Origin of the sequence: Collinsella sp. AF33-16, assembly GCF_003475325.1 — a bacterium.
Taxonomy (GTDB): Bacteria; Actinomycetota; Coriobacteriia; order Coriobacteriales; family Coriobacteriaceae; genus Collinsella.
The window spans coordinates 1-19,816 of the sequence record NZ_QRQC01000013.1; the positions used below are offsets into that span (position 1 = coordinate 1).

19 protein-coding genes and 1 pseudogene are annotated in these 19,816 nt (G+C 62.2%); 10 read left to right on the forward strand and 10 right to left on the reverse strand.

Annotation, left to right across the window (positions count from 1 at the left end; all coding sequences use genetic code 11):
- Positions 1-198: 198 nt before the first annotated feature.
- A complete protein-coding gene (locus DWZ52_RS06160; protein WP_233547277.1) occupies positions 199-1,068 on the reverse strand; it encodes a MurR/RpiR family transcriptional regulator in 870 nt (289 codons plus the stop codon).
- Positions 1,069-1,380: 312 nt separating this feature from the next.
- Here DWZ52_RS06160 and DWZ52_RS06165 point away from each other — a divergent pair, with 312 nt between their 5' ends.
- The gene (locus tag DWZ52_RS06165; protein WP_117786218.1) at positions 1,381-1,917 is read left to right on the forward strand and encodes a PTS glucose transporter subunit IIA; all 537 of its coding nucleotides are present in this window, start codon (positions 1,381-1,383) and stop codon (positions 1,915-1,917) included.
- 236 nt (positions 1,918-2,153) lie between these two features.
- Positions 2,154-2,711 (forward strand): hypothetical protein, encoded by a 558-nt coding sequence (locus DWZ52_RS06170; RefSeq protein WP_035136614.1) that lies wholly within the window; start codon positions 2,154-2,156, stop codon positions 2,709-2,711.
- A 527-nt stretch (positions 2,712-3,238) separates the two neighbouring features.
- Here the strand turns inward: DWZ52_RS06170 and DWZ52_RS06175 are convergent.
- From DWZ52_RS06175 to trxA, 8 genes are all read right to left on the reverse strand, one after another.
- On the reverse strand, positions 3,239-3,907 hold the full coding sequence (locus tag DWZ52_RS06175; RefSeq protein WP_118385141.1) for an HAD family hydrolase: 669 nt from the start codon (positions 3,905-3,907) through the stop codon (positions 3,239-3,241).
- A gap of 105 nt (positions 3,908-4,012) precedes the next feature.
- Complete coding sequence (gene hypE / locus DWZ52_RS06180; RefSeq protein ID WP_118385142.1) at positions 4,013-5,047, reverse strand: hydrogenase expression/formation protein HypE; 1,035 nt, start codon at positions 5,045-5,047, stop codon at positions 4,013-4,015.
- Positions 5,048-5,095: 48 nt separating this feature from the next.
- On the reverse strand, positions 5,096-6,208 hold the full coding sequence (gene hypD, locus DWZ52_RS06185) for a hydrogenase formation protein HypD (protein ID WP_118385143.1): 1,113 nt from the start codon (positions 6,206-6,208) through the stop codon (positions 5,096-5,098).
- Complete coding sequence (locus DWZ52_RS06190) at positions 6,208-6,468, reverse strand: HypC/HybG/HupF family hydrogenase formation chaperone (RefSeq protein ID WP_117564538.1); 261 nt, start codon at positions 6,466-6,468, stop codon at positions 6,208-6,210. Before DWZ52_RS06190 ends, hypD begins: the two co-directional genes overlap by 1 nt.
- A 131-nt stretch (positions 6,469-6,599) precedes the next feature.
- A complete protein-coding gene (gene hypF / locus DWZ52_RS06195) occupies positions 6,600-9,053 on the reverse strand; it encodes a carbamoyltransferase HypF (protein WP_118385144.1) in 2,454 nt (817 codons plus the stop codon).
- Positions 9,054-9,111: 58 nt separating this feature from the next.
- Entirely contained in the window at positions 9,112-9,606 is a 495-nt protein-coding gene (nikR, locus tag DWZ52_RS06200; protein ID WP_233547278.1) for a nickel-responsive transcriptional regulator NikR, read from the reverse strand.
- A gap of 1 nt (position 9,607) precedes the next feature.
- Complete coding sequence (locus DWZ52_RS06205; RefSeq protein ID WP_006235225.1) at positions 9,608-9,856, reverse strand: hypothetical protein; 249 nt, start codon at positions 9,854-9,856, stop codon at positions 9,608-9,610.
- Between the two features lie 221 nt (positions 9,857-10,077).
- Positions 10,078-10,398 (reverse strand): thioredoxin, encoded by a 321-nt coding sequence (trxA, locus tag DWZ52_RS06210; RefSeq protein WP_117629728.1) that lies wholly within the window; start codon positions 10,396-10,398, stop codon positions 10,078-10,080.
- Positions 10,399-10,534: 136 nt separating this feature from the next.
- Here trxA and DWZ52_RS06215 point away from each other — a divergent pair, with 136 nt between their 5' ends.
- Positions 10,535-11,110 carry a hypothetical protein gene (locus tag DWZ52_RS06215; protein ID WP_117564541.1) on the forward strand — a complete coding sequence of 192 codons (576 nt, stop codon included), beginning with the start codon at positions 10,535-10,537 and terminating at the stop codon, positions 11,108-11,110.
- Positions 11,111-11,128: 18 nt separating this feature from the next.
- Here DWZ52_RS06215 and DWZ52_RS06220 read toward each other — a convergent pair whose 3' ends face one another.
- On the reverse strand, positions 11,129-12,283 hold the full coding sequence (locus DWZ52_RS06220) for a sensor histidine kinase (protein WP_158548951.1): 1,155 nt from the start codon (positions 12,281-12,283) through the stop codon (positions 11,129-11,131).
- 103 nt (positions 12,284-12,386) lie between these two features.
- Here DWZ52_RS06220 and DWZ52_RS06225 point away from each other — a divergent pair, with 103 nt between their 5' ends.
- The 7 genes and pseudogenes from DWZ52_RS06225 to DWZ52_RS06255 all read left to right on the forward strand — a co-directional run bounded on the left by DWZ52_RS06225 (position 12,387) and on the right by DWZ52_RS06255 (position 19,617).
- Positions 12,387-13,493 (forward strand): hypothetical protein, encoded by a 1,107-nt coding sequence (locus DWZ52_RS06225; protein ID WP_233503821.1) that lies wholly within the window; start codon positions 12,387-12,389, stop codon positions 13,491-13,493.
- Positions 13,494-13,575: 82 nt separating this feature from the next.
- Positions 13,576-13,803, forward strand: a pseudogene (locus DWZ52_RS10115) (transposase); the annotation flags it as partial.
- The gene (locus DWZ52_RS06230; protein ID WP_158572419.1) at positions 13,704-14,756 is read left to right on the forward strand and encodes an IS3 family transposase; all 1,053 of its coding nucleotides are present in this window, start codon (positions 13,704-13,706) and stop codon (positions 14,754-14,756) included. The pseudogene DWZ52_RS10115 and the gene DWZ52_RS06230, both read left to right, overlap by 100 nt.
- A 994-nt stretch (positions 14,757-15,750) precedes the next feature.
- Complete coding sequence (gene nadA, locus DWZ52_RS06240) at positions 15,751-16,776, forward strand: quinolinate synthase NadA (RefSeq protein ID WP_117583639.1); 1,026 nt, start codon at positions 15,751-15,753, stop codon at positions 16,774-16,776.
- Between the two features lie 28 nt (positions 16,777-16,804).
- A complete protein-coding gene (locus DWZ52_RS06245; RefSeq protein ID WP_199407991.1) occupies positions 16,805-18,208 on the forward strand; it encodes an FAD-binding protein in 1,404 nt (467 codons plus the stop codon).
- 3 nt (positions 18,209-18,211) lie between these two features.
- The gene (nadC, locus tag DWZ52_RS06250; protein WP_117839956.1) at positions 18,212-19,072 is read left to right on the forward strand and encodes a carboxylating nicotinate-nucleotide diphosphorylase; all 861 of its coding nucleotides are present in this window, start codon (positions 18,212-18,214) and stop codon (positions 19,070-19,072) included.
- Positions 19,072-19,617 carry a transcription repressor NadR gene (locus DWZ52_RS06255; RefSeq protein ID WP_117646419.1) on the forward strand — a complete coding sequence of 182 codons (546 nt, stop codon included), beginning with the start codon at positions 19,072-19,074 and terminating at the stop codon, positions 19,615-19,617. The genes nadC and DWZ52_RS06255 overlap by 1 nt, the downstream gene beginning before the upstream one ends.
- Positions 19,618-19,816: the final 199 nt, after the last annotated feature.

Here is a 19,816-nt window from a genome sequence, read left to right on the forward strand (position 1 = left end):
CTGTCTTTTTAGTGCCCTCGGATTGGGTCATAGTGTCTGTCCGTCCTCTACTTGCGGCGTTGTCTTGCTCCGAATGCGGCAAAATGCGGCCGCTCGCTGCCGTCGCCAAAACATCGGCGTTGCCGGAGTGGTCATTGGGGACGTTCTTAAACGACTACTTGCTCTCGTTAGATAAGCGTCCGAGAACCACGCTCGTCGCTACTTAAGCCCGGGGAGGCGGGTGTAGGGGAATGAGCGCTCTAGGAATTCGGCGCAGCGGGCGTAGTCTTTGGCGAAGTAGCTGCTGTAGAGCGAATCGAGTACGTATTGCACAGCGATGTGGCTTGCGAACTGCGTGATGCGGTGCGTCATGCTCTCGTGATCGCTCACCGTAAGGTAGGCGGCAAAGCCGGGGTGAATGCGCGCGCAATAAGGCGTGCCGATGACGATGACCGGGACATGCTGGCTGCTGAGGATCGGCAAGATTTTCTTGAGGTTGGGCGCAAGGCCGCTGTAGGAGATAACGATCGCCGCGCGGTCTGAATCCGAGGCAAGCGCCGTGCGCACCTGGGCCTCGACACTGTCGTGGCACGTCGCGCTTTTACCGGCCGAGAGCAGGCGGTCGCGGAACATCCCCGCTGGATAGAGGTTGTGCGAGCCCGTGTAGATGTCGACCTGTCGGGCGTTCGCGATGAGCTTGGCGGCGTGGTCAAGCTGCGTGGGGTCGAGCAACTCCTGTGTTTCGGTCAGCGTGGTCTGGTAGAGTCCCTCCATGCGCTCCATAACCTGCGCAGGCGTGGAAGTGGCATCGAAGGGAAAGTTGATGTCAACGTCGCGCCGATTGCCCGCCTCGGTTGCCAAGCGAATAAGCTCGACCTTGAGGTCCTTGAAGCCCTCGAGGCCGAGTTTTTTGCAAAACCGGTGCACGCTCGCGACCGAAACGTTGGTGCGCGCGGCAAATTCCTTAATCGAAAGCCCGCGGATGTCCTCGTCGATGGCAAGGGCTGCAATGCCGAGCTGTTGCTCGGTGGGGGGTGAGGCCCTGCGCCTCGGTGATCCTGCGTTTGATATCCATGCGAACTCCCACACTCGCCAAACCTGCCAAAAAGGGACAGGTTTATTTTGGCACGTTTCGGCCGGTATCAGGAAGTGTCAGGGACGGAGCGGCGGCAGTCCGTGGGCGCGAAAAGAAGTGTCGGGTTTGGCGCGCCCGCTTCTGCCCGTCCCGCGCGTGGGCGATACTCGGCTTATCGACCCGCGATGCAAAGGAGACGCTCATCCCACGAGCACTACCGGGAAGGGCTTGCGATTCGAGCCCTCGCCTTAGTATTTTGGCCATTTAGCACTATAATCACCGTAGGCATGCGCATAACGTTGCGCTTAATCAAGAGGAGAAAACGTATGGGTCTGTTTGACATGTTCAAGAAGAAGGCTGAGCCTGCCGCTGCTACTGCTCCCGCCTCCATCTCTGCTTCTGCCGGCGCCGACGTGCTGTGCTCGCCCGTCAAGGGCAAGGTCATCAAGATGGCCGACGTGCCCGATCCCGTCTTTGGTGGCGAGGTTCTGGGCAAGGGCTGCGCCGTGTGGCCCGAGGACGACCTGGTCTACGCTCCCTGCGACGGCAAGGTGACCGTCACCATGGGCCACGCCGTGGGTCTGCAGTCCGATAGCGGCATCGAGGTTTTGGTGCACGTTGGCGTCGATACCGTCAACATGAACGGCGATGGCTTCGAGGGCTTCGTCAAGGCCGATGACGTCGTGAAGGCTGGCCAGCCCATGCTCAAGATCGACCGCGCCAAGATCGCCGCTGCCGGCTACAAGGACTGCGTCGTCGTTGCTGTGTCCAACACCGCCGAGTTTGCCGATGTCGAACTCGCCGTCGAGGCCGACTCCGCTGTCGCCGCCGGTGACGCCATCGTTAAGGTCGTCCGCAAGTAAACTGCGGCATCCAAAGGATGTGCAAGGGTGGTCGGGTTTTCCGGCCACCTTTTTTATTGCACCGCGGGGAAGCGTTTTATTGCACGTTGGGCGGGCTTGCAAACCGTTCGGACGCTAAAACGAACCGACCGCGCCTTCGCGTTGCCGAGGGCGTTCATAAGTGGATAGTATGGGCTTACTTATTACAACGTGCGCCGCGTCCGGGAAGCGCGGTGCCGCTCATTGGGAGGAACAACATGAAAAAGAAGCTGCTGCTTGCGCCCCTCATGGCCGTCTTGGTTGCATGCGTGGTCGTGCTTTCCGGCTGTGGAGGTCCTTCGGTTGAGGAGCTCATCACCGAGGATCTTACGACGCAGTTTGACGAGGTCAAGAACGGTGGCGACGACTTCCTCTCTGGTCTGGAGGAGGCTTCGGGCGACGAGTTCGAGCAGTTGGGTATCGATCCCAAGGAGTACGCCAAGACCTATCTCGAGGGCTTTGACTACAAGATCGGCGACGTGACGGTCGACGAGGACAAGGGTGTCGCGACCGCCGAGGTCTCTATCACATGCAAGTCTATGAACAAGATCGTCGAGGACTTCTCCACCCAGTATCAGGAGAAGGTCGCTGCGCTTGACACGGTTCCTTCCGATGACGAGCTGTACAAGATGGCCGGTCAGGTTATGGTCGATGTGACCAAGGCCACCGAGCCCAGGAAGACCACGGTTATCTTCAAGTACACCTGCAACGACGACGGCGAGTGGTCTGCCGACGACTCTGTCAACTCCGAGATGATGGATGCAATGCTGAGCTAGGGGAGTTACGCGGTAGTTTGTTACGGCGTTTTACCAAACGTCGTAACGGCCCGACGCTGCAAGCCCTCCAGAGCGGCAATCTGCCTTTCAACTTCGGCGGCATGATCAAAAGATCAATGCCGCCTTGTTTCAAGGCACCTTGCTCGCTCTGGCGGGCTTTCGCTGTCGTTGCCAAAACGACGGCGTTTCCTTGGCTGGCTTAGGTGGCACTTGTACCTGTGGCGTTGCCATCGCTGCCGAAGATGGCAGTTGGGGACGTTCCTTTTCTGCCGGCAGTTGGGGACACTCCTTGCGCCAGCGTTGCATCGAATGCTCGGGAAAATACGAGCCGGTATTTGGCCGAATAGCGGGTCACGGTTTCCGGATGGCGTGGGTTGCGGAAAGTGCGACCCGGAATATTGCTCTGAAACGGGATGCCGTTTCCCCGACAAGGCTCAACCGGAAAGCGCATCCCATTCTGAGGCGGCAAAACGGGATGCGCTTTCCGCACGACAGAATCTATGCAGCCGTGTTGAGCGACAGCCCCGCTACTCGCCCAGAATCAGCGCCGCGAGCTCGTCCTGGGTGTCCACCACGTAGTCGGCGCCGGCGGCTTCCAGCTCTGCGCGGCCGCGGAAGCCCCAGCTGACGCCCGCACTCTTAAGGCCGGCGTTGTGACCGGTCAGGATATCGACATTGGAATCGCCCACATAGAGCGTGGTCGACGGATCGGCGCCTAGCTCTTCCATCACATGCAGTGTGACGGGCGCTTCGGGCTTGGGCGGAAACGCATCGACACGGCCCTGTACCAGCGCAAAGCGCTCGGAACCAAAATACTTCTCGATAAGCGGAGCCGCCGAGACGTGGTCCTTGTTAGTGAGCACGGCAAGCTGCACACCTGCCGCGTGCAGGCGGTCGAGCATCTCGGTCGTGCCGGCATAGGGAGCGGTGTGGTCCTCCTTGTGCTCGCCGTAATAAGCCCTAAACTCGGCAAGCGTCTGCTCAAACATGCGACCGTCGCCCGCATACTCGGCAGGCATAAAGCGTTCGACTAGCTTGAGCATGCCGTTTCCCACCTTGTAGCGGTACTCGTCAACGGCAAACGTGGGCCAGCCGTGCATCTCGCAGGTATGGTTGCCGGCGGCTGCCAGGTCCTCGAGCGTGTTGAGGATGGTGCCGTCCAGGTCAAAGATCACATGGGAAAAAGCTGCTGCCATGGGTGCTCCTGCCGCTTGAGTTGTAAAACGCACCCCATGATACTGGGCATGCGTGCCGGGCATGTTTGGAATCTGAATATCTTTAATAGCCCTGAGCCTTTGTCGTTAGCAAATCCTCGGCAGCTGCTCTCCTACGAGCATGTCGAGGATGCGGGTCGATCCCCAGCCGGTGCGTACGCGCACGGCGGGGCGGGCGTCCTCGGCAAGCGGCAGCACGCGACCGATGATGGCGGCATTCTCGCCGTAGCGGGCGGCGCGCATGGCCGCCAGCGCGGCATCGGCCTGCTCGGCCGGCACCACGGCGACCATCTTGCCCTCGTTTGCCACCTGCAGCACATCGTAGCCGAGCATCTCACATGCCGCCTGCACGTCGGGGCGCACGGGCACGGCATCCTCGTCGATCTCCATGGCGACGCCGCTGGCCTGGGCAAACTCGTTGAGCGTGGATGCCAGGCCGCCGCGCGTGGGGTCGCGGAAGCAGCGGGTATCGGGGGCGGCGGCGAGCACATCGGCAATCAGATGATTGAGCGGCGCAGCGTCGCTTTCGATGTTGCTCGAAAACGCCAAGCCCTCGCGCTGGCTCATGATGGCGATGCCGTGGTCGCCTAGCGTACCCGATACCAGGATGGCGTCGCCGGGCCGACAGTTTGCACCGCTGAGCGCTACGCCCGCGGGCACCTCGCCCACGCCGGCGGTATTGATGTAGACGCCGTCGGCACCGCCACGCTCGACCACCTTGGTGTCGCCGGTGATTATGGACACGCCCGCCTCGCGCGCCGTTTCGGCCATGGTCTGCACAATCTGGCGCAGCTTGTCCATGGGATAGCCCTCTTCGAGGATAAAGCCGCATGAGAGGTAGCGCACGTTAGCGCCCGAGGTCGCGACGTCGTTGACGGTTCCGCATACGGCGAGTCGGCCGATATTGCCGCCGGGGAAGAACTGCGGCGTTACCACAAAGCTGTCGGTCGACATGGCGATTCGCCCGCTTGCGGGCAGTACGGCGACACCGGCATCGTTGCCCGCAAGCAGCTCGGGCGACCCAAAGGCATCCAGAAAGACCTCATCGATAATGCGTTTCATCATCTGGCCGCCGGAGCCGTGGCCCAGCAGGACGGTGCTATCGGTAACGCTATGGGACATATCGAAAACTCCAATCGTGGGTGGTGCCGGTACGCGGGGGCGTCCGGGCTAGTCGCGGTATCTAAAGTACGCCGCGCAGCTACCTTCGGAGCTCACCATGCACGGGCCGACGGGATGTTCGGGCGTGCAAGCGCGGCCAAACAGAGGACAGTCGCTCGGCGTGATGGCTCCGCGCAGCACGTCGCCGCAGCGGCAGCCGCGTGGCTCGACCGTCGGTTCAATGGGCACGTCAAAGCGGGCGCCGGCATCAAAGCGCGCGAATTCGGGTCGGATGGAAAGACCCGAATTCACAATCGGTCCCAGCCCGCGCCACGTGGTGTCGCACGGCTCAAACACCTGCTCGACCAGCTGGCGCGCCACGGGATTGCCGTCTGCGTTGACGCCACGGCGGTAGGCGTTGTCGATTGCGGGCCTGTGCTCGACAACCATCTGGACCAGCATACAGATGCCCTGCAAGATATCGACCGGTTCAAATCCCGTGACCACGCCGGGGGTCTCGAACTCGTCGACCAAAAACCCAAAGGGTGCCAGGCCTGTGATGGTAGCGACGTGACCCGGCAGGATAAAGCCGTCGATGGCGGTCTCGGGGTCGTTGGAGATCGCACGCAGAGCCGGCGGCGTGGTCTTATGGGCGCAGTAGACCGAGAAGTTCTGGAGTCCGCGCGCGTCGGCCTCCAGAACAGCAGCGGCAATGGTGGGCGTTGTGGTCTCAAAGCCGACGCCCATAAAGATAACCGGGCGTTCGGGATTTTGCTCAGCAATGTCGAGTGCGTCGAGCGGAGAATAGACGATGCGGATGTCGCGCCCCGCCGCCTTTTGCGCGGCAAGCGAGGTGGACGATCCGGGCACGCGCATCATGTCGCCAAAGGTGGTGATGATGGCGCCGTCCATGTTGGAAAGCGCGATTGCGTGATCGATGTCGCGGTTGGCGGTGACGCAAACGGGGCACCCCGGGCCGCTTAGCAGTTTGAGCCCCGTCGGCATAATGGAGCGAAAGCCATAGCGGCCAATGCTCACGGTATGCGTACCGCAGACTTCCATAAGGTTGATGCTGCGGTTGCCGACAAGCTCATGAATACGATCGATGAGCTCGCGGGCCAGCTTGGGGTCGCGAAATGCCGAAAAGTCGATACCGGAGCGAACCGGCTGCGCCGCCGCCACTAGTATGCCTCGGCCGGGTTGGTGGCGAGTTGGTCCTCTTCGGCCAGCTCGGTCATGGTATTGACGAGCTCGAGTGTCTCTTGGGCTTCCTGCTCGTCGACAATCTGAATGCCAAAGCCGGCGTGCACGAGAATATAGTCGCCTACCTGTGCCGTCGGCACGAGGCGCAGCGAAATGGGGCGCTCGATGCCCATCATGTCGACGGTCGCCTTAAGGTCGTCGTCGCGTTTGACCACTTTACCGGGAACGGCAAGGCACATAATGTTCCCCTTTTATACGTTTTGCGCTGGACAGGCGCCTAATTACCCATCAGTTGATGGTAGCGCTCGCGGGAGTCACGAGCAAACGCGTTACACCTGTGAGACGGCGGCGCGCAGGCTGGCAAAACAGCCTATCGCAACGCCGTCTGCGCGAGGCGAGCGCGAGCGATGGCGGCCTGACCGTAGGCGATGCAGCCGTCGTTGGCGGGTACAGCGTGGGGGACCAAGACGGCAAGACCGGCGTCTTTGAGTTCGTGGGTAAGGAGCTGAAGCAAAAGCCGGTTCATGAACACACCGCCCGAGAGCGCGACGGTATCGATGCCTTCGCGCGCGCAGATTTCGCGTGCGATGTGGGTCGTAGCGTGCGTAATGGCGATGTGAAACCCGAGGGCGAGCCGGTCGGCCGGCGCGCCTGCCTCGATTCCATTCAGAAGAGCTTCGATGAGCGGTTGGGGGTCCAAGATGGGGGAGTCGTCGGCAGACGTGAATACGCCTGTGTGATTGTTGTCGAGACGAACGGTCTTACCGCCGAGCGCGCGCCAGGCGGCGGCTTCGAGTTCTATGGCGGGTTCGCCCTCGTAGGTTGCCTTGCCGCAGATGCCCAGAATCGCTGCCGCGGCATCAAAGAGACGCCCCATGCTGCTGGTACGCGGGCTGTTGATGCCGCGCTCGATCATGGTGGCTGTCACGCTGCGTGTTTGCTCGTCGAGGGTGCCCAATAGCCCCGCGGCACCCGGATGCTCGAGCAGGCCGAGCTCGCTCAGCAGGGCAAAGGCATTGCGCCGGGCATCGCGCACGGATGCGGCTCCGCCTGGCAGCGCCCAGGTGCGCAGGTGCGCGGCGCGTTCAAAATCGGCAAGGCCGGCGATAAGAAACTCACCGCCCCATATGGTGCCGTCGGTGCCGGCACCCGTACCATCAAAGGCAATACCGAGGACGCGCGCATCGGGCGCAAGCCGGCCAGCGACAATCGCCTCTGCCATTACGCTCGCGATGTGCGCATGATGATGTTGGATTTCGATTAGCGGCAGACTGTGCTCCCGTGCCCGCTCACGCGCCCACTGGCTCGATAGATAGTTGGGATGCATGTCGCATGCCAGGGCGGCAGGCGTCAGGTCAAAGAGGTTTTCTAGACGTGCGCGGGCGGCGCTCCAGGCATCGAAGGCCGCGCCGTTTTCGACATCGCCGATATGCTGCGACACAAAACAGGCCACATGGCCGTCGGCGTCCTCGCGCGTGAGCGCGATCGTGGCTTTTTGCTGCGGCCCGCAGGCGAGCACGCAGGGTGCAGTGCCGTCGAGCGCCGGCAGCGACAACGGTTGCGGCGCATATCCGCGTGCACGACGCACAGGCATGACGGTGCCGTCGACCACACGTACCACGGAGTCGTCGTAGCGTGAGAGAATCGCACGGTCGTTGCCAAGTAGCGCGTCGGCGATGCCAGCGGCAACAAGATGTTCCCATGCAAGGGCATCGTCGGTCTCGATAGGTTCCTCGCTCAGGTTTCCGCTGGTCATGACCAGCGCGTGCATGCCATGCGACGAGGCAGCTGCAAGCAGCAGATGCTGAAGCGGTGTATAGGGGAGCATGACGCCGAGCTCGGGTAGATCGTGCGCGACGGATGGCGCGAGCGTAAGGCCGTCGGGGGAATCTCCCTCGCCAACAACACGGCGGCGCAGCGGCACAATGGGGCGGATGCTGCCGGCCAGCAAGTCGCGCTCGGCATCATCGACATGGCACAGGCGTTCAGTATCGGCAAGGCTGCGCACCATAACGGCAAGCGGCTTGTTGCTGCGGCGCTTGCGACGGCGCAGCTCGACCACCGCCTGCTCATTGGCGGCGTTGCAGGCCAGATGGAATCCGCCCAGCCCCTTGATGGCGACAATACCGCCGCTGGCCAGCAGCTCGACACAGCGGTCAATAATGGCATCGCTGGTTTCGCGCGTGCTGCCGACGGCCGGCATCGCCCCCAGACCCTCGAGCTCCATGTCGCCCGCCGCCTCGCGCCAGGTAATATGTGGCCCGCAGTCAAAGCAGGCATCGGGCTGCGCATGAAAGCGCCGGTCAAGCGGGTCGCCATACTCTGCGGCGCACTCGGGGCACATAGGAAAGCAATCCATCGACGTGGCCGCTCGGTCATAAGGCAGCGATCGGATGATGGTAAAGCGCGGCCCGCAGTTGGTGCAGTTGATAAAGGGGTAGTGATAGCGTCGGTCGGTGGGGTCGAACAGTTCGCGCAGGCAGTCGTCACAGGTGGCGATATCGGGGGAGATGAGCGTCGTGTGCACGGTCTGATCCTGCGACGCTACAATACGAAAGGCCTGCTCATCGTCGGTATCCCAAGCGTCGGGCTCCAGGTCCTCAACAGCGACATGCTCAACGCGGGCCGCGGCAGGCGCGTGCTCCGACAGCGCGGTGACAAATTCGTCGAGTGCCTCGACTGAAGCATGCGCCTCGATGTGCACGCCATCGCCCGCGTTGAGCACCCAGCCGCAAATGCCATGCGCCATAGCCTCGCGATACACAAATGGCCGCATGCCAACGCCCTGCACAATGCCCGTTACATGGATATGCACATGTCGCATGCGACCTTCCTTCGTTGAAACCTGTCCCTTTTTGGCAGGTGCGCTGTGGGAAATCCCGCTACAGCCCCAGGCTTTGCTTGGTGGCGGCGCAGGTGAGCTCGCCGTGCTTAACGCCGCGCAGCCCCAGCAACCGGTCCGCTAGCTCATAGACGCGTTTGCCGCGACCCTTGAGCGCCAGAATCTCCAGGCAGTTGTGGTGGTCCAGATGCACGTGCATGGTCGAGACGATCTCGTCGGTGTAGTCGTGCTGCACCTCGTCCAGACGGCGCGTCAGATCGCCGGTATGGTGGTCATAGATCATGGTGAGCGAACCGATGACCTGCTCGTCGGGCGTGCGCATCTGTTCCTTGGCGATCGAGGCGCGAATCAGATCGCGTACGGCCTCGGATCGGTTAGCCACGTCACCACGGCGCGCGATCTGCTCGTCAAAGCGGCGCAGCAGGTCGTCGGGCGCGGTGACCGAAAAGCGGACCAGCTCGGAGCTGGAGCCGCTGCAGCGGCAGCTCGCATCGTCGTCCACACCGTGATCGTGCGCGTGCTCGTGTTCGGCCACCTTACACCAGCTTCACGGAGCCGACGGAGTTGTGGTCGGCCTCGATGGCTTCCTCGTAGCCCTCGAGCGCGTCATGCGCCTCGTGCAACGCGGCCATGGCGGCCTCGAGCTTGGCGCCGATGCGCTCCATGTCAAAATTCTCGGTCGCATGCAGCAACTGATGGCTCCATTCGTGAGCGAGCTCGATGGTGTCGTCGACCTGTTTGACGCTCATGGCAAGCTGGCTCATGTTCATTCCAACATCATGCATGGGAAATCTCCTTTTGTATGGGGCAGTTCAGTGGTTCAGATTTTACTACGCCCGCTTTGCGCGCAGCTGCATAAGAAAACGGGTGCGAGCCTGTGCGACCCGCACCCGTTCACTGGGGGCTGTTTGTAACTACCATACTATCCGTGGTCGCATGCCTTGCGTTTGGCACTCCGGTGAGCGGTGCGAAACCGCTCATGGACGGCAGACAAGTAACAAGCGTATTACAGATGTTTCTCCAGCAGTGCCTGAAGTCTTGCCTTGGGTAAGGCGCCAACCGAGCGGTCGACCTCCTCGCCGTTCTTAAAGACGATCAGCGTGGGGATGCTCATGACGCCAAACTTCATGGCCAGGTCCTGGTTGTCGTCGACGTTGCACTTGGCCACAGCCAACTTGCCGGCCAGCTCGTCGGCAACCTCGTCTACGATGGGCGAGAGCGAGCGGCAGGGGCCGCACCACGGGGCCCAAAAATCAACCAGTACGGGCAGGCTATCGTTGACGACAGCGCCGAAGTTCTCGGGGGTAATCTGCTTAATGTCAGCCATGGTGACCTCCATAATACGACGCGGCTCGGCCGCGTAAAACTCAGTACGACCGTGCTTATACCCAGCGGCCCGCAAAGCAACCACTCGCGGGCGGCTCTTTTATATAATGGTGGGCACGCAAACGATTGGAGAGCGCATGCCCACGTCACAAAGCCAGAAAAAAGAAGCCATCGCTCAGGCGACCGAGCAGGAGCTCGCGTCGCTTGCAGATCGCGGTGTGCGTATCGCGGGCAACGCGTGCTCGCCGATTGTGCTGGTCAAAGGCGATTTGGATGAAGCCGAGTGCTCGGGCGGCGAGCTGGCCGCCGGCGCGGATGGCGCCGCGTTGCGCAAGGCGCTCGGTGCCATCGGATATGCCCCCGAGGATTTTTGTGTGCTGGCAAGCGTCGCCGGCGCGGGCGACGGAGCGGTCGCGGCGGGCGAGGCCCTGACGTGCGACCTGTTCCGCGAGGCGCTGGAGACCTTGGACCCCGAGGCGGTGCTGCTGCTGGACAACAGTGCGGCCGATGTCATGCGCGAGACCTATGCCGATATGCTTGTGGCAATTGATGACTTTGACACCGCCATGCTCAAGCCCGGCCTGGTCGCCCATGTGCAGGGGCGCCGCGTGCTGGCGCTCGACGGTTTTGAGGCGGCGCTCACCGACAAGGCCGCCAAGCAGCGCATGTGGGCCTACATTAAGCAGCTGACCCCGGCGGCTGCACCGCTGTAGCGAGGTTGGCGGCAGCCCCTACATCACGGCGCGCAGCTCAAACCGGTCGCCGTTAATGCGGAACTGGCAGTTGCCGTTCATGCGCTCGACGGCAAGCATAATGCTCTTGGTGCCAAAGCCGTGCCCAGTGTGCTGAGCCACGGGCATGCCGTCGACCATGTGCGGCGCACGGCCAAACGTGTTGGAAACCAGCAATAGAAGCTGACCGTCTTCGTAGCGAAGGTCCAGGTCGACAAACCGCTTGCCTTCGGGGGCGGCGCTCGCCGCGGCGATGGCATTGTCCAGGGCGTTCGATACCACACTGAATAGATCGACATCGCCCACGTGGACGGTTTCGGGCACGGCGGCGTGCAGGTCGGCGGTGATGCCGTGCGCGTTGATGTCCGCGGAAAGCGACGAGAGCGCAATGTTGACCGTTTCGTTGGCGCAGTAGCGGCGCACGGCGGTGCGGTCGTTGGTCTCGCAGAGCGCGTCGATGCGCTCGAGTGCCTCATCGGTGTGACCCTCTTCGATCAGGGCCGCTAGACCGCGCAGGTAGTGGCGCATGTCGTGACGGAGAACCGAGAGCTCGCGTCCGGACTGGCGCCAGGCTTCGAGCTCTTTGATGGCCGCGCTGTCGCGGGTCGCGAGCATCCAGCGCTCGCGCTCGGCGATTTCCTTTGCCTCGTATTCGCGAAGGTAGACGGCAAGAAACATAAGGTAGAACGCGCAGAGGGCGAACGCCAAAAACTCAACGGTTACTACCGAGCCCGAGTGGAAGAGCGTGGTATAGACGTTGGTGGCGTAGTCGAAGATGTAGTAGACGAGCGGCAGGATGAGCAGAATCTCCAACTCGGTGGGGCTTTTGGCCGCCAGGCGCGGACCGATGTCTCTGGCCCAATGCAGCAAGATCGCAAAGACGCCGAGCGTCGTGATGATGCGCGCCGCGTAATATGCGATTTGCGAATCGGTGGCAGCGAATGCGGCGATGCCCATCCAGTTGCTAAACTGGCAGCTCAGGTAGGCACTGGTAACGCCCAGGATGGCGAGCAGCGGACTCAGGCGATAGCGTACGCACAGGTAGACGACAAGCGGCAGATACACGACGAGTGGATAGGCCTGTCGGGCGAAAAGCTCGCCGCCGACGGCATTGGCGAGGCCGAATGCGCATCCGGTTACGGCGCCGACCCCCACCAGCTTCCACCGTATGCCGAAAACACCCGGACGATGCCGTGCAGATCGCTTCGCTCTGCTATAGTCTCCCAAATTCACGTTTTCTATTGGGATGGTGGTTAATATGGGCGACATACTCGAATCGTTCCTGCGCGTGGCGATGGTGGTATTCATCGTCGGTCCGCTCACTGCATGGGTCGCCCGTCGCGGCGCGCGCGAGCGCAGTGAGGCGACGGACAGCCTCGATCGCTTCACGGTGCGCATGCCCGCTGCCATTCGCACGATCATCGCCTGCTGCGCCGTCGCGTTCGAACTGCTCATGCTGGGTGTCTACGTCTGGCAGGGCGTCTCGTTGGGCGAGTGGGACCACGAACTTGTGTGGTTCGGTCACGCCATGGCGCTCGCGGGCATGGCCATCTGGGCCCTGCTGAGCATCCCGCGCATCGACGTGGACGGTGAGCGAATTCTCTCGCGTAACGCCTTCGGCATCCGCAAGGAGACGACGTTTGGCAACATCACCCGTGCAACGCTTCACACGCAGATGATGAGGATCGACCTGTTCGAGGGCGACCGGAAGTTCTGCTCGATAAGCCTCGAGGGGGTGTGCTCGCTCAACCTCCTCGCCCGTCTGGAGGAAGAGGGCATCGAGGTCTCGGACGCTGTTGACGGCCCGATGACCAAGGCGGGTCTGTGTTGGTCTGCCATCAAGCCGTTGACGATTGTTTTCAACGGTATGGCGCTCGTCTTCTCGCTCGTGATCGCCTTCATGGCTGTTTTCACCGACGCCGGTGCTCGTCTGCTCCTGCTCGTCCCATGCCTCTTCCTGTTCATAGGGGGACTCCTGCCTCTGCTCATGCTCAGCATGCCCGCCCGTGGTATCTACGAGATCGGCAGACAGGAGCGCGAACTCGGTTTCTCCTTCGCCGAGGAGATGGCGAGCCGAGGTGCCACGGGCACCTCGCTTGTCGACGACGATTGGTTCATCGAGATCAGCAACGCCCGCGTCGTGGCGTTCCGCCGCGATTATCTCAAGAAGGTCACGGCGCACGAGGATAGCGAGAGCGGCGACCGTTGCACGGTGACCACGAAAGGCGGTCGCAAAATCAAGGTGTACGCAGCGGGCAGCACGCTCGAGGACCTGCGCTCGTGGTTCAAACAGGGTGCCAAGGCCAGAAGCACGCTCGACCGTGCAGAGGACGTGCTCGAGACGACGTCTGATTGGGTTGTCTGACCTGTATCGTCTTTTCGGACACGCATGCTAGAGGCCCAATCCTTTAGAATGCATTCATCGACGACCGAGAGGACGGTATGCTATGTCCAACCCAGCCGCCAAGTACACCGACGAGTTCAGGCGCGAGACCGCCGACTACATCATCTCGACGGGCAGGCCGATAACGGAATACTGCGCAGAACTGGGCCTGAATTCCAAGACCGTGAACAAGTGGGTGCAGAGCCGCCGGCGCGAGCTTGCCGGCGGGCCCGACCCCAAGGCCGAGGACCGCGAGCTTCGCGAGGCGAAAAGGCGCATACGCGAGCTCGAGATGGAGAACGCCTTCTTGAAAAAAGCCGCGGCCTTCTTCGCCAAAAGCCAGGCGTAGCCGCATGCTACCGGATGATGTTGGCGGAGAAGGCCGAATTCCCGGTGAAAATGATGGCTCGCGTGCTCGGCGTGAGCCGATCGGGCTTCTACTCGTGGCTCTCCAACGGCTGCCCGCGAGAAGACTGGTCGGCCGAGCGCGAGGCGGTCCGGCGCGTGTGGCTGGAGTCGGACCGCAGGTTCGGCTTCCGGTTCGTGAAATGCTTCCTGCCCGGCGAGTTCTCCGGATTGACCCTGTACAGGGTGCGCAAGCTGATGCGCGAGCTGGGAATACGCGGCTGCACGCCCAACGCCAGGAAGCGCACCACCATCCCCGACCCGAAGGCCAGGCCCCGGCCCGACCTGGTGCGCCGCGACTTCACCAGTCCCGTTCCAACCTGCAAGCTCGTGGGCGACATCACCTACCTGCGCACCGGCGAGGGATGGCTGTACCTGTCGACGGTCATCGACCTCAACACCCGCATGGTGGTGGGCTGGTCGCTCTCCGAGCGCATGACCGCCGACATCGTGGTTTCGGCGCTGGCGTCGGCCAAATCGCGCGGCTACGTGGCCGGCAACGCGATATTCCACGCCGACCGCGGCGCCCAGTACACCAGCAGGCTTCTGGCCGAATGGGCGCGCGACAACGACGTGCGGCTGTCCTGCAGCCGCACCGGCAACTGCCACGACAACGCGGTGGCCGAGTCGTTCCTCGCCACGCTGAAGAACGAGATGTACTACAGGCGCAGCTTCCCGACCAGGGATTCCGCCAAGCACGCGGTGGTCGAGTTCATCGAGGCGTACTACAACCGCCGAAGGCCCCGCTCGACGATCGGCTACAAGGTGCCGGCCGAGGCCATGGCGGCCTTCTTCGAGAGAACCGAGCCCAAGCCCGAGGCCATGCCTATGGCCGCTTGATTCCTCGAGCTTGCGTGTCCGAAATCTTGACACAGGTCAGAAGGCCTCGATGCCAGCGCTGCGCCGATATGGGGCAGCGGCCCCCCGTTGGCCGCCATGGCCCTGACTTCCGAGCGTATGCTGGCGCCGCTCGTCTTAAGACATCGACCTCCATCCGGAGCCTGCGGTTCTCGCGCTCGAGCTCCAGGATCCGGTTCTGCTCGGGCGTGCGGTTGTCCGCGGCGCGCGGCGAGCCGGTCTCGTTTATCGACTTGACCCGCCTCTCCACGGTGCTCTTGTCGAGGTCGCACTCGTCCATGGCCTCGCGCCTGGGCTTTCCGGCGTTGTGGAGATCGACTATCTTCCTCTTGAACTCGTCGGTGAAATGCCTCGGTCTGGGGCCGGTCGAGGCCGAGCCCCCGGTCCGGCTGGGGTAGCATGTCGCTGCGGACCATTGTCTTTCCTCTCGTTGAATATCTAGGCGCTGACGATTCTAGGCGATGGCCCTCTCTTGCTTCTTACACCTCGATTGTGCTCGCTACCCCCAGCGGGTCCGAATCGAGCGATTCGGGCCCGCTTTTGGGGTCTGCCGGAAGCCCGGTGGTCAAAAAAGGCCAAATATGAGTACTGTTACCAGTTTAGTGGCAGCCAAATGGCCTCCAAAATCGGTGCCAGCGGCCAAAAGCGCATCGATTTTCGTCCGTCAGAGTCACGATCGGGCTCCAAACAAGGCGATTTTGCTGATCTGGACCGGAAAATCGCTGCTACTAATTTGGTGACAGTACTCATATTTGGCCTTTTTTGACCACTGCCCCTTGGTCCAGGACAAAACGGGCTGCTCGAATCTTGGGGCGGATCCATTTTCGACTATCCTCAGCTTGCTAGTTCGAAAACGGACCCGCTCCAAGATTGAATCTTTATTCCAACTTTACACCTAGGTTTACAGCTGTCTTGTCAGCTGTAAACCTAGGTGTCATACTAAAGCCCCAAGATTCGCCAAAAGAGAGGGGCCTTGATGGCACAGAGCGCGAACATGGATGCGTCGGAGCTTGCACGCGACATTGCGGCCGGCCTGGCATCGGCAACGACGGCAACGGAGCGCGCGGCATTGGTGCCCGCAGAGCTCGTCGAGGCCATTCAGCAACTTAAAACCCAGCGCGACGCGGTGATCCTGGCGCACTATTACGTGGCGCCCGAGGTCCAGGCTGTGGCCGATTACGTCGGCGACAGCTTCTACCTGGCTAAGCTCGCCAAGAGCCTGCCGCAGCAGACCATCGTGCTGTGCGGCGTGGAGTTTATGGGCGAGAGCGCCAAGCTGCTCAACCCCACCAAGACCGTGCTGCTGCCCGAGCCGGGCGCGGACTGCCCCATGGCTCATATGGTCAAGCGCGAGACGGTCGACGCGGCGCGCGCCGAGTACGGCGACGACCTGGCCGTGGTCTGCTACGTCAACTCCACGGTCGAGATCAAGAGCTGGAGCGACGTGTGCGTCACCAGCTCCAACGCCGTCAAGATCGTGTCCGAGCTGCCGCAGCAGCATATCCTGTTCATTCCCGACCAAAACCTCGGCCGCTTCGTAGCCGAGCAGGTGCCGCAAAAGCACGTCATTCTCAACAACGGCTACTGCCCGCGCCATCACATCATCACCGTCGAGCAGATCGTCGACGCGACGGAGGCCCACCCCGACGCGCTCGTGCTGGCGCACCCCGAGTGCAAGGCCGACGTCCTGGCCGAGGCCGACTACATCGGCTCCACCGCCGGCATCATCAAGTATGCCGAGGAGTCCGACGCGAGCGAGTTCATTATCGTGACGGTTCGCGGCGTGCTCTACGAGCTCGAGCGCCGCTGCCAGGGCACCGGCAAGAAGTTCTACTTCCCCGCGGTGCAGCCCACCTGCGTCAACATGGACCTCATCACGCTCGAAAAGCTCGTGCGCTGCCTGGAGACGGGCGAGGGCGAGGTGCAGATCGGCGTCTCGGACGAGGCGGCAGACCAGGCCAAGCTCACGCTCGACCGCATGCTCGAGTACGCAGCACGCTAGAACAATGTGGCATGAGGGACGGTTCCTTATGTCACATTCAAGGGAGAGGATTCCTGTGGAAACCAAGCAATACCCCGATATGGAGTGCGACGTCGTCATTGCCGGCTGCGGCGTGGCGGGCCTGTACGCGGCGCTCAACCTGCCGACGAGTACGCGCGTGATCATGCTCTCCAAGGGCGCGGTCGACGAGTGCGATTCGATGCTCGCGCAGGGCGGCATCTGCGTGCTGCCCGAGGGCTCGGACTACGATGCCTTCTTTGAGGACACCATGCACGCCGGCCATTACGAGAACCGCCGCGAGAGCGTCGACATCATGATCCGCTCGAGCCGCTCGGTCATCAACGACCTGCTAGCGATGGGCGTGGATTTTGAGCGCAAGGCCGATGGCGGCCTCGACTTTACCCGCGAGGGCGCGCACAGCCGTCCGCGCATTGCCTTCCATGCCGACATTACGGGCAAGGAGATTACGACCAAGCTGCTTCAGGCCGTCCGCAAGCTGGACAACGTGCAGATTCTCGAACACGTTGCCATGACCGACATCCTGACGGCCGAGCGCGATGGGGCCACGGTGTGCACTGGTGTCGTCGCTGTTGCCGTGGACGAGGACGATTCAGCTCGCCCCGCCGACGAGCTGGCAAATGCCGCTGAGGGCGTGCATGTCGGTAAGCCGTTTAAGATCCATGCCCGCCATACGCTGTGGGCGACGGGCGGCATCGGTGGCGTATACGACCATTCGACCAACTACCCGCAGCTCACGGGCGACGCCTGCTACATCGCGCAGGAGCACGGCATTAAGATGGAGCACCTGGACTACGTGCAGATCCACCCCACGGGACTGTTCTCGCCGCAGCCAGGCCGCACCTTCCTGATCAGCGAGAGCTGCCGCGGCGAGGGCGCGATTTTGCTCAACGCCGCCGGTGAGCGCTTTACCGACGAGCTTCAGCCGCGCGATGTGGTCGCTGCCGCTATTCGCGAGCAGATGAAGCAGGACGGTACTGAGCACGAGTGGCTGAGCTTTGCCCCCGTCGAGCGCGATGTAGTGACCGGGCACTTTGCCAACATTCGCGCACGCTGCTTGGAGGACGGCCGCGACATCTTGGACGAGCCCATCCCCGTTACGCCCACGCAGCACTACTTTATGGGCGGCGTATGGGTCGATAAGGACGGCCGCACTTCGATGCCCGAGCTCTACGCCGCGGGCGAGACGGCTTGCAACGGCGTTCACGGCAAGAATCGCCTTGCATCAAATAGTCTGCTCGAGGCGCTGGTCTGGGGTCGTCGCGCCGCGTGGTACATGCGCACCGGCGAGTCGCTGGCCGTGGAGCAGGCGGGCGAGCCCGCGCTCGATGGACGCCATCGCGCCCTGAGTTCCGATACCCTTGCAATCGATGATTTGGCCCGTGCCGCCGGCACGCAGGCCGCAGAGGAGTAGACCATGAATCCCATTACCATGAAGCTCGTCGTCGATGATCTGATTTTGCAGGCTCTGCGCGAGGACATTACGTTTGAGGACGTGAGCACGGCGAGCGTGTGCCCCACGGCGCGTCCCGCCACGGTGGAGCTTATCGCCAAGGCCGACGGCATCATCGCCGGCTTGGATGTGTTTGCCCGTACCTTTGAGCTGCTGGATTCGCAGAGCTCGGTGCTGCTCGACGTTGCCGATGGCGACGAGGTGCACGCCGGCGACCATGTGGGTCAGGTGCGCGGCGATGCGCGCGTGCTGCTTTCGGGTGAGCGCGTGGCGCTCAACTACCTGCAGCGCATGAGCGGCATCGCTACCTACACGCACAGCATGGCCGCGGCGCTCGAGGGAACCAAGACCGTGCTCGTCGACACGCGCAAGACCACGCCGGGCATGCGCGTGTTTGAGAAGGCGGCGGTTGAGATTGGCGGCGGCAGCAACCACCGCTACAACCTGTCGACGGCCGTCATGCTCAAGGACAACCATATCGATGCCGCCGGTGGCGTGACGCGCGCGATCGAGATGGCGCGCGCCCATGCGTCGTTTACCACGACAGTTGAGATTGAGTGCGAGAACCTGGACATGGTGCGCGAAGCCGTGGAGGCCGGTGCCGACATTATCATGCTCGACAACATGACCCATGACGACATGGCCGCCGCCATCGAGCTTATCGCCGGTCGCGCCAAGACCGAGTGCTCGGGCAACGTGGACGCCAGCAACATTCGCGCCCTGGCCGATCTGGGTGTCGACTATATTAGCTCGGGCGCCCTGACGCACTCTGCGCCGATCCTCGACCTCTCGCTTAAGCACCTGCGTCTGCTGGACGGTAAATAATGAACGCCCGCGAGCGTCGCCGTGCCATCATGGGCGTGCTCGAAGGAGCCAAGGAGCCCGTTTCGGGCAGCGCACTTGCCCGCGAGGTTGGCGTGAGCCGTCAGGTCGTGGTTCAGGATATTGCCCTGTTGCGTGCCGATGGGCACGATATCGTGGCGACCAACCGCGGCTACGTGCTGCAGGAGGCCCCCAGCAGCCCCGCCGTGCCCACGCGCTTGGTCAAGGTTCGCCACAGCGTGGAGCAGGCAGGCGATGAGCTCACGAGTATCGTCGACGCCGGTGGCGCCGTGCTCAACGTGATCGTCAATCACCGCGTGTACGGCAAGATCACGGCCGACCTGGACATCCGCAACCGCCGCGATGTCGAGCGCTACCTAGAGGGCATCGCCAGCGGCAAGAGCTTCCCGCTGCTGACGGTGACGAGCGGCTACCACTTCCATCGCATCGCGGCGGAAGACGAGCAGACCCTCGACGAGATCGAGGCCATACTCAAGGAGAAAGGCTACCTTGCCGATTTAATGCCCTACGAGGATGATTTGTCCTAACCCGATACTGTCTTTATAAGTTGCGGTGAAATAGTTCCTACAATCGGCACCTAAGCAATGAGCCAGGAACTATTCCACCGCAACTGCCAAGGTAGCCCCGTCCCCAATTAGCTGCCTGTACAAACAAAAGGAGGCCTCCGCGGCGATGCGGAAGCCTCCTTTTTTGTGCACGGTGTACTTTTGAGTGTGCAAGTGGGGG

Excerpts from the sequence above, each read along its gene's own strand:
- DWZ52_RS06165 (WP_117786218.1), top strand. The coding sequence starts at position 1,381 with ATGGGTCTGTTTGACATGTTCAAGAAGAAGGCTGAGCCTGCCGCTGCT.
- DWZ52_RS06170 (WP_035136614.1), top strand. The coding sequence starts at position 2,154 with ATGAAAAAGAAGCTGCTGCTTGCGCCCCTCATGGCCGTCTTGGTTGCA.
- DWZ52_RS06175 (WP_118385141.1), bottom strand. The coding sequence starts at position 3,907 with ATGGCAGCAGCTTTTTCCCATGTGATCTTTGACCTGGACGGCACCATC.
- hypE (WP_118385142.1), bottom strand. The coding sequence starts at position 5,047 with ATGTCCCATAGCGTTACCGATAGCACCGTCCTGCTGGGCCACGGCTCC.
- DWZ52_RS06190 (WP_117564538.1), bottom strand. The coding sequence starts at position 6,468 with ATGTGCCTTGCCGTTCCCGGTAAAGTGGTCAAACGCGACGACGACCTT.
- hypF (WP_118385144.1), bottom strand. The coding sequence starts at position 9,053 with ATGCGACATGTGCATATCCATGTAACGGGCATTGTGCAGGGCGTTGGC.
- DWZ52_RS06205 (WP_006235225.1), bottom strand. The coding sequence starts at position 9,856 with ATGCATGATGTTGGAATGAACATGAGCCAGCTTGCCATGAGCGTCAAA.
- trxA (WP_117629728.1), bottom strand. The coding sequence starts at position 10,398 with ATGGCTGACATTAAGCAGATTACCCCCGAGAACTTCGGCGCTGTCGTC.
- DWZ52_RS06215 (WP_117564541.1), top strand. The coding sequence starts at position 10,535 with ATGCCCACGTCACAAAGCCAGAAAAAAGAAGCCATCGCTCAGGCGACC.
- DWZ52_RS06225 (WP_233503821.1), top strand. The coding sequence starts at position 12,387 with ATGGGCGACATACTCGAATCGTTCCTGCGCGTGGCGATGGTGGTATTC.
- nadA (WP_117583639.1), top strand. The coding sequence starts at position 15,751 with ATGGCACAGAGCGCGAACATGGATGCGTCGGAGCTTGCACGCGACATT.
- DWZ52_RS06245 (WP_199407991.1), top strand. The coding sequence starts at position 16,805 with ATGTCACATTCAAGGGAGAGGATTCCTGTGGAAACCAAGCAATACCCC.
- nadC (WP_117839956.1), top strand. The coding sequence starts at position 18,212 with ATGAATCCCATTACCATGAAGCTCGTCGTCGATGATCTGATTTTGCAG.
- DWZ52_RS06255 (WP_117646419.1), top strand. The coding sequence starts at position 19,072 with ATGAACGCCCGCGAGCGTCGCCGTGCCATCATGGGCGTGCTCGAAGGA.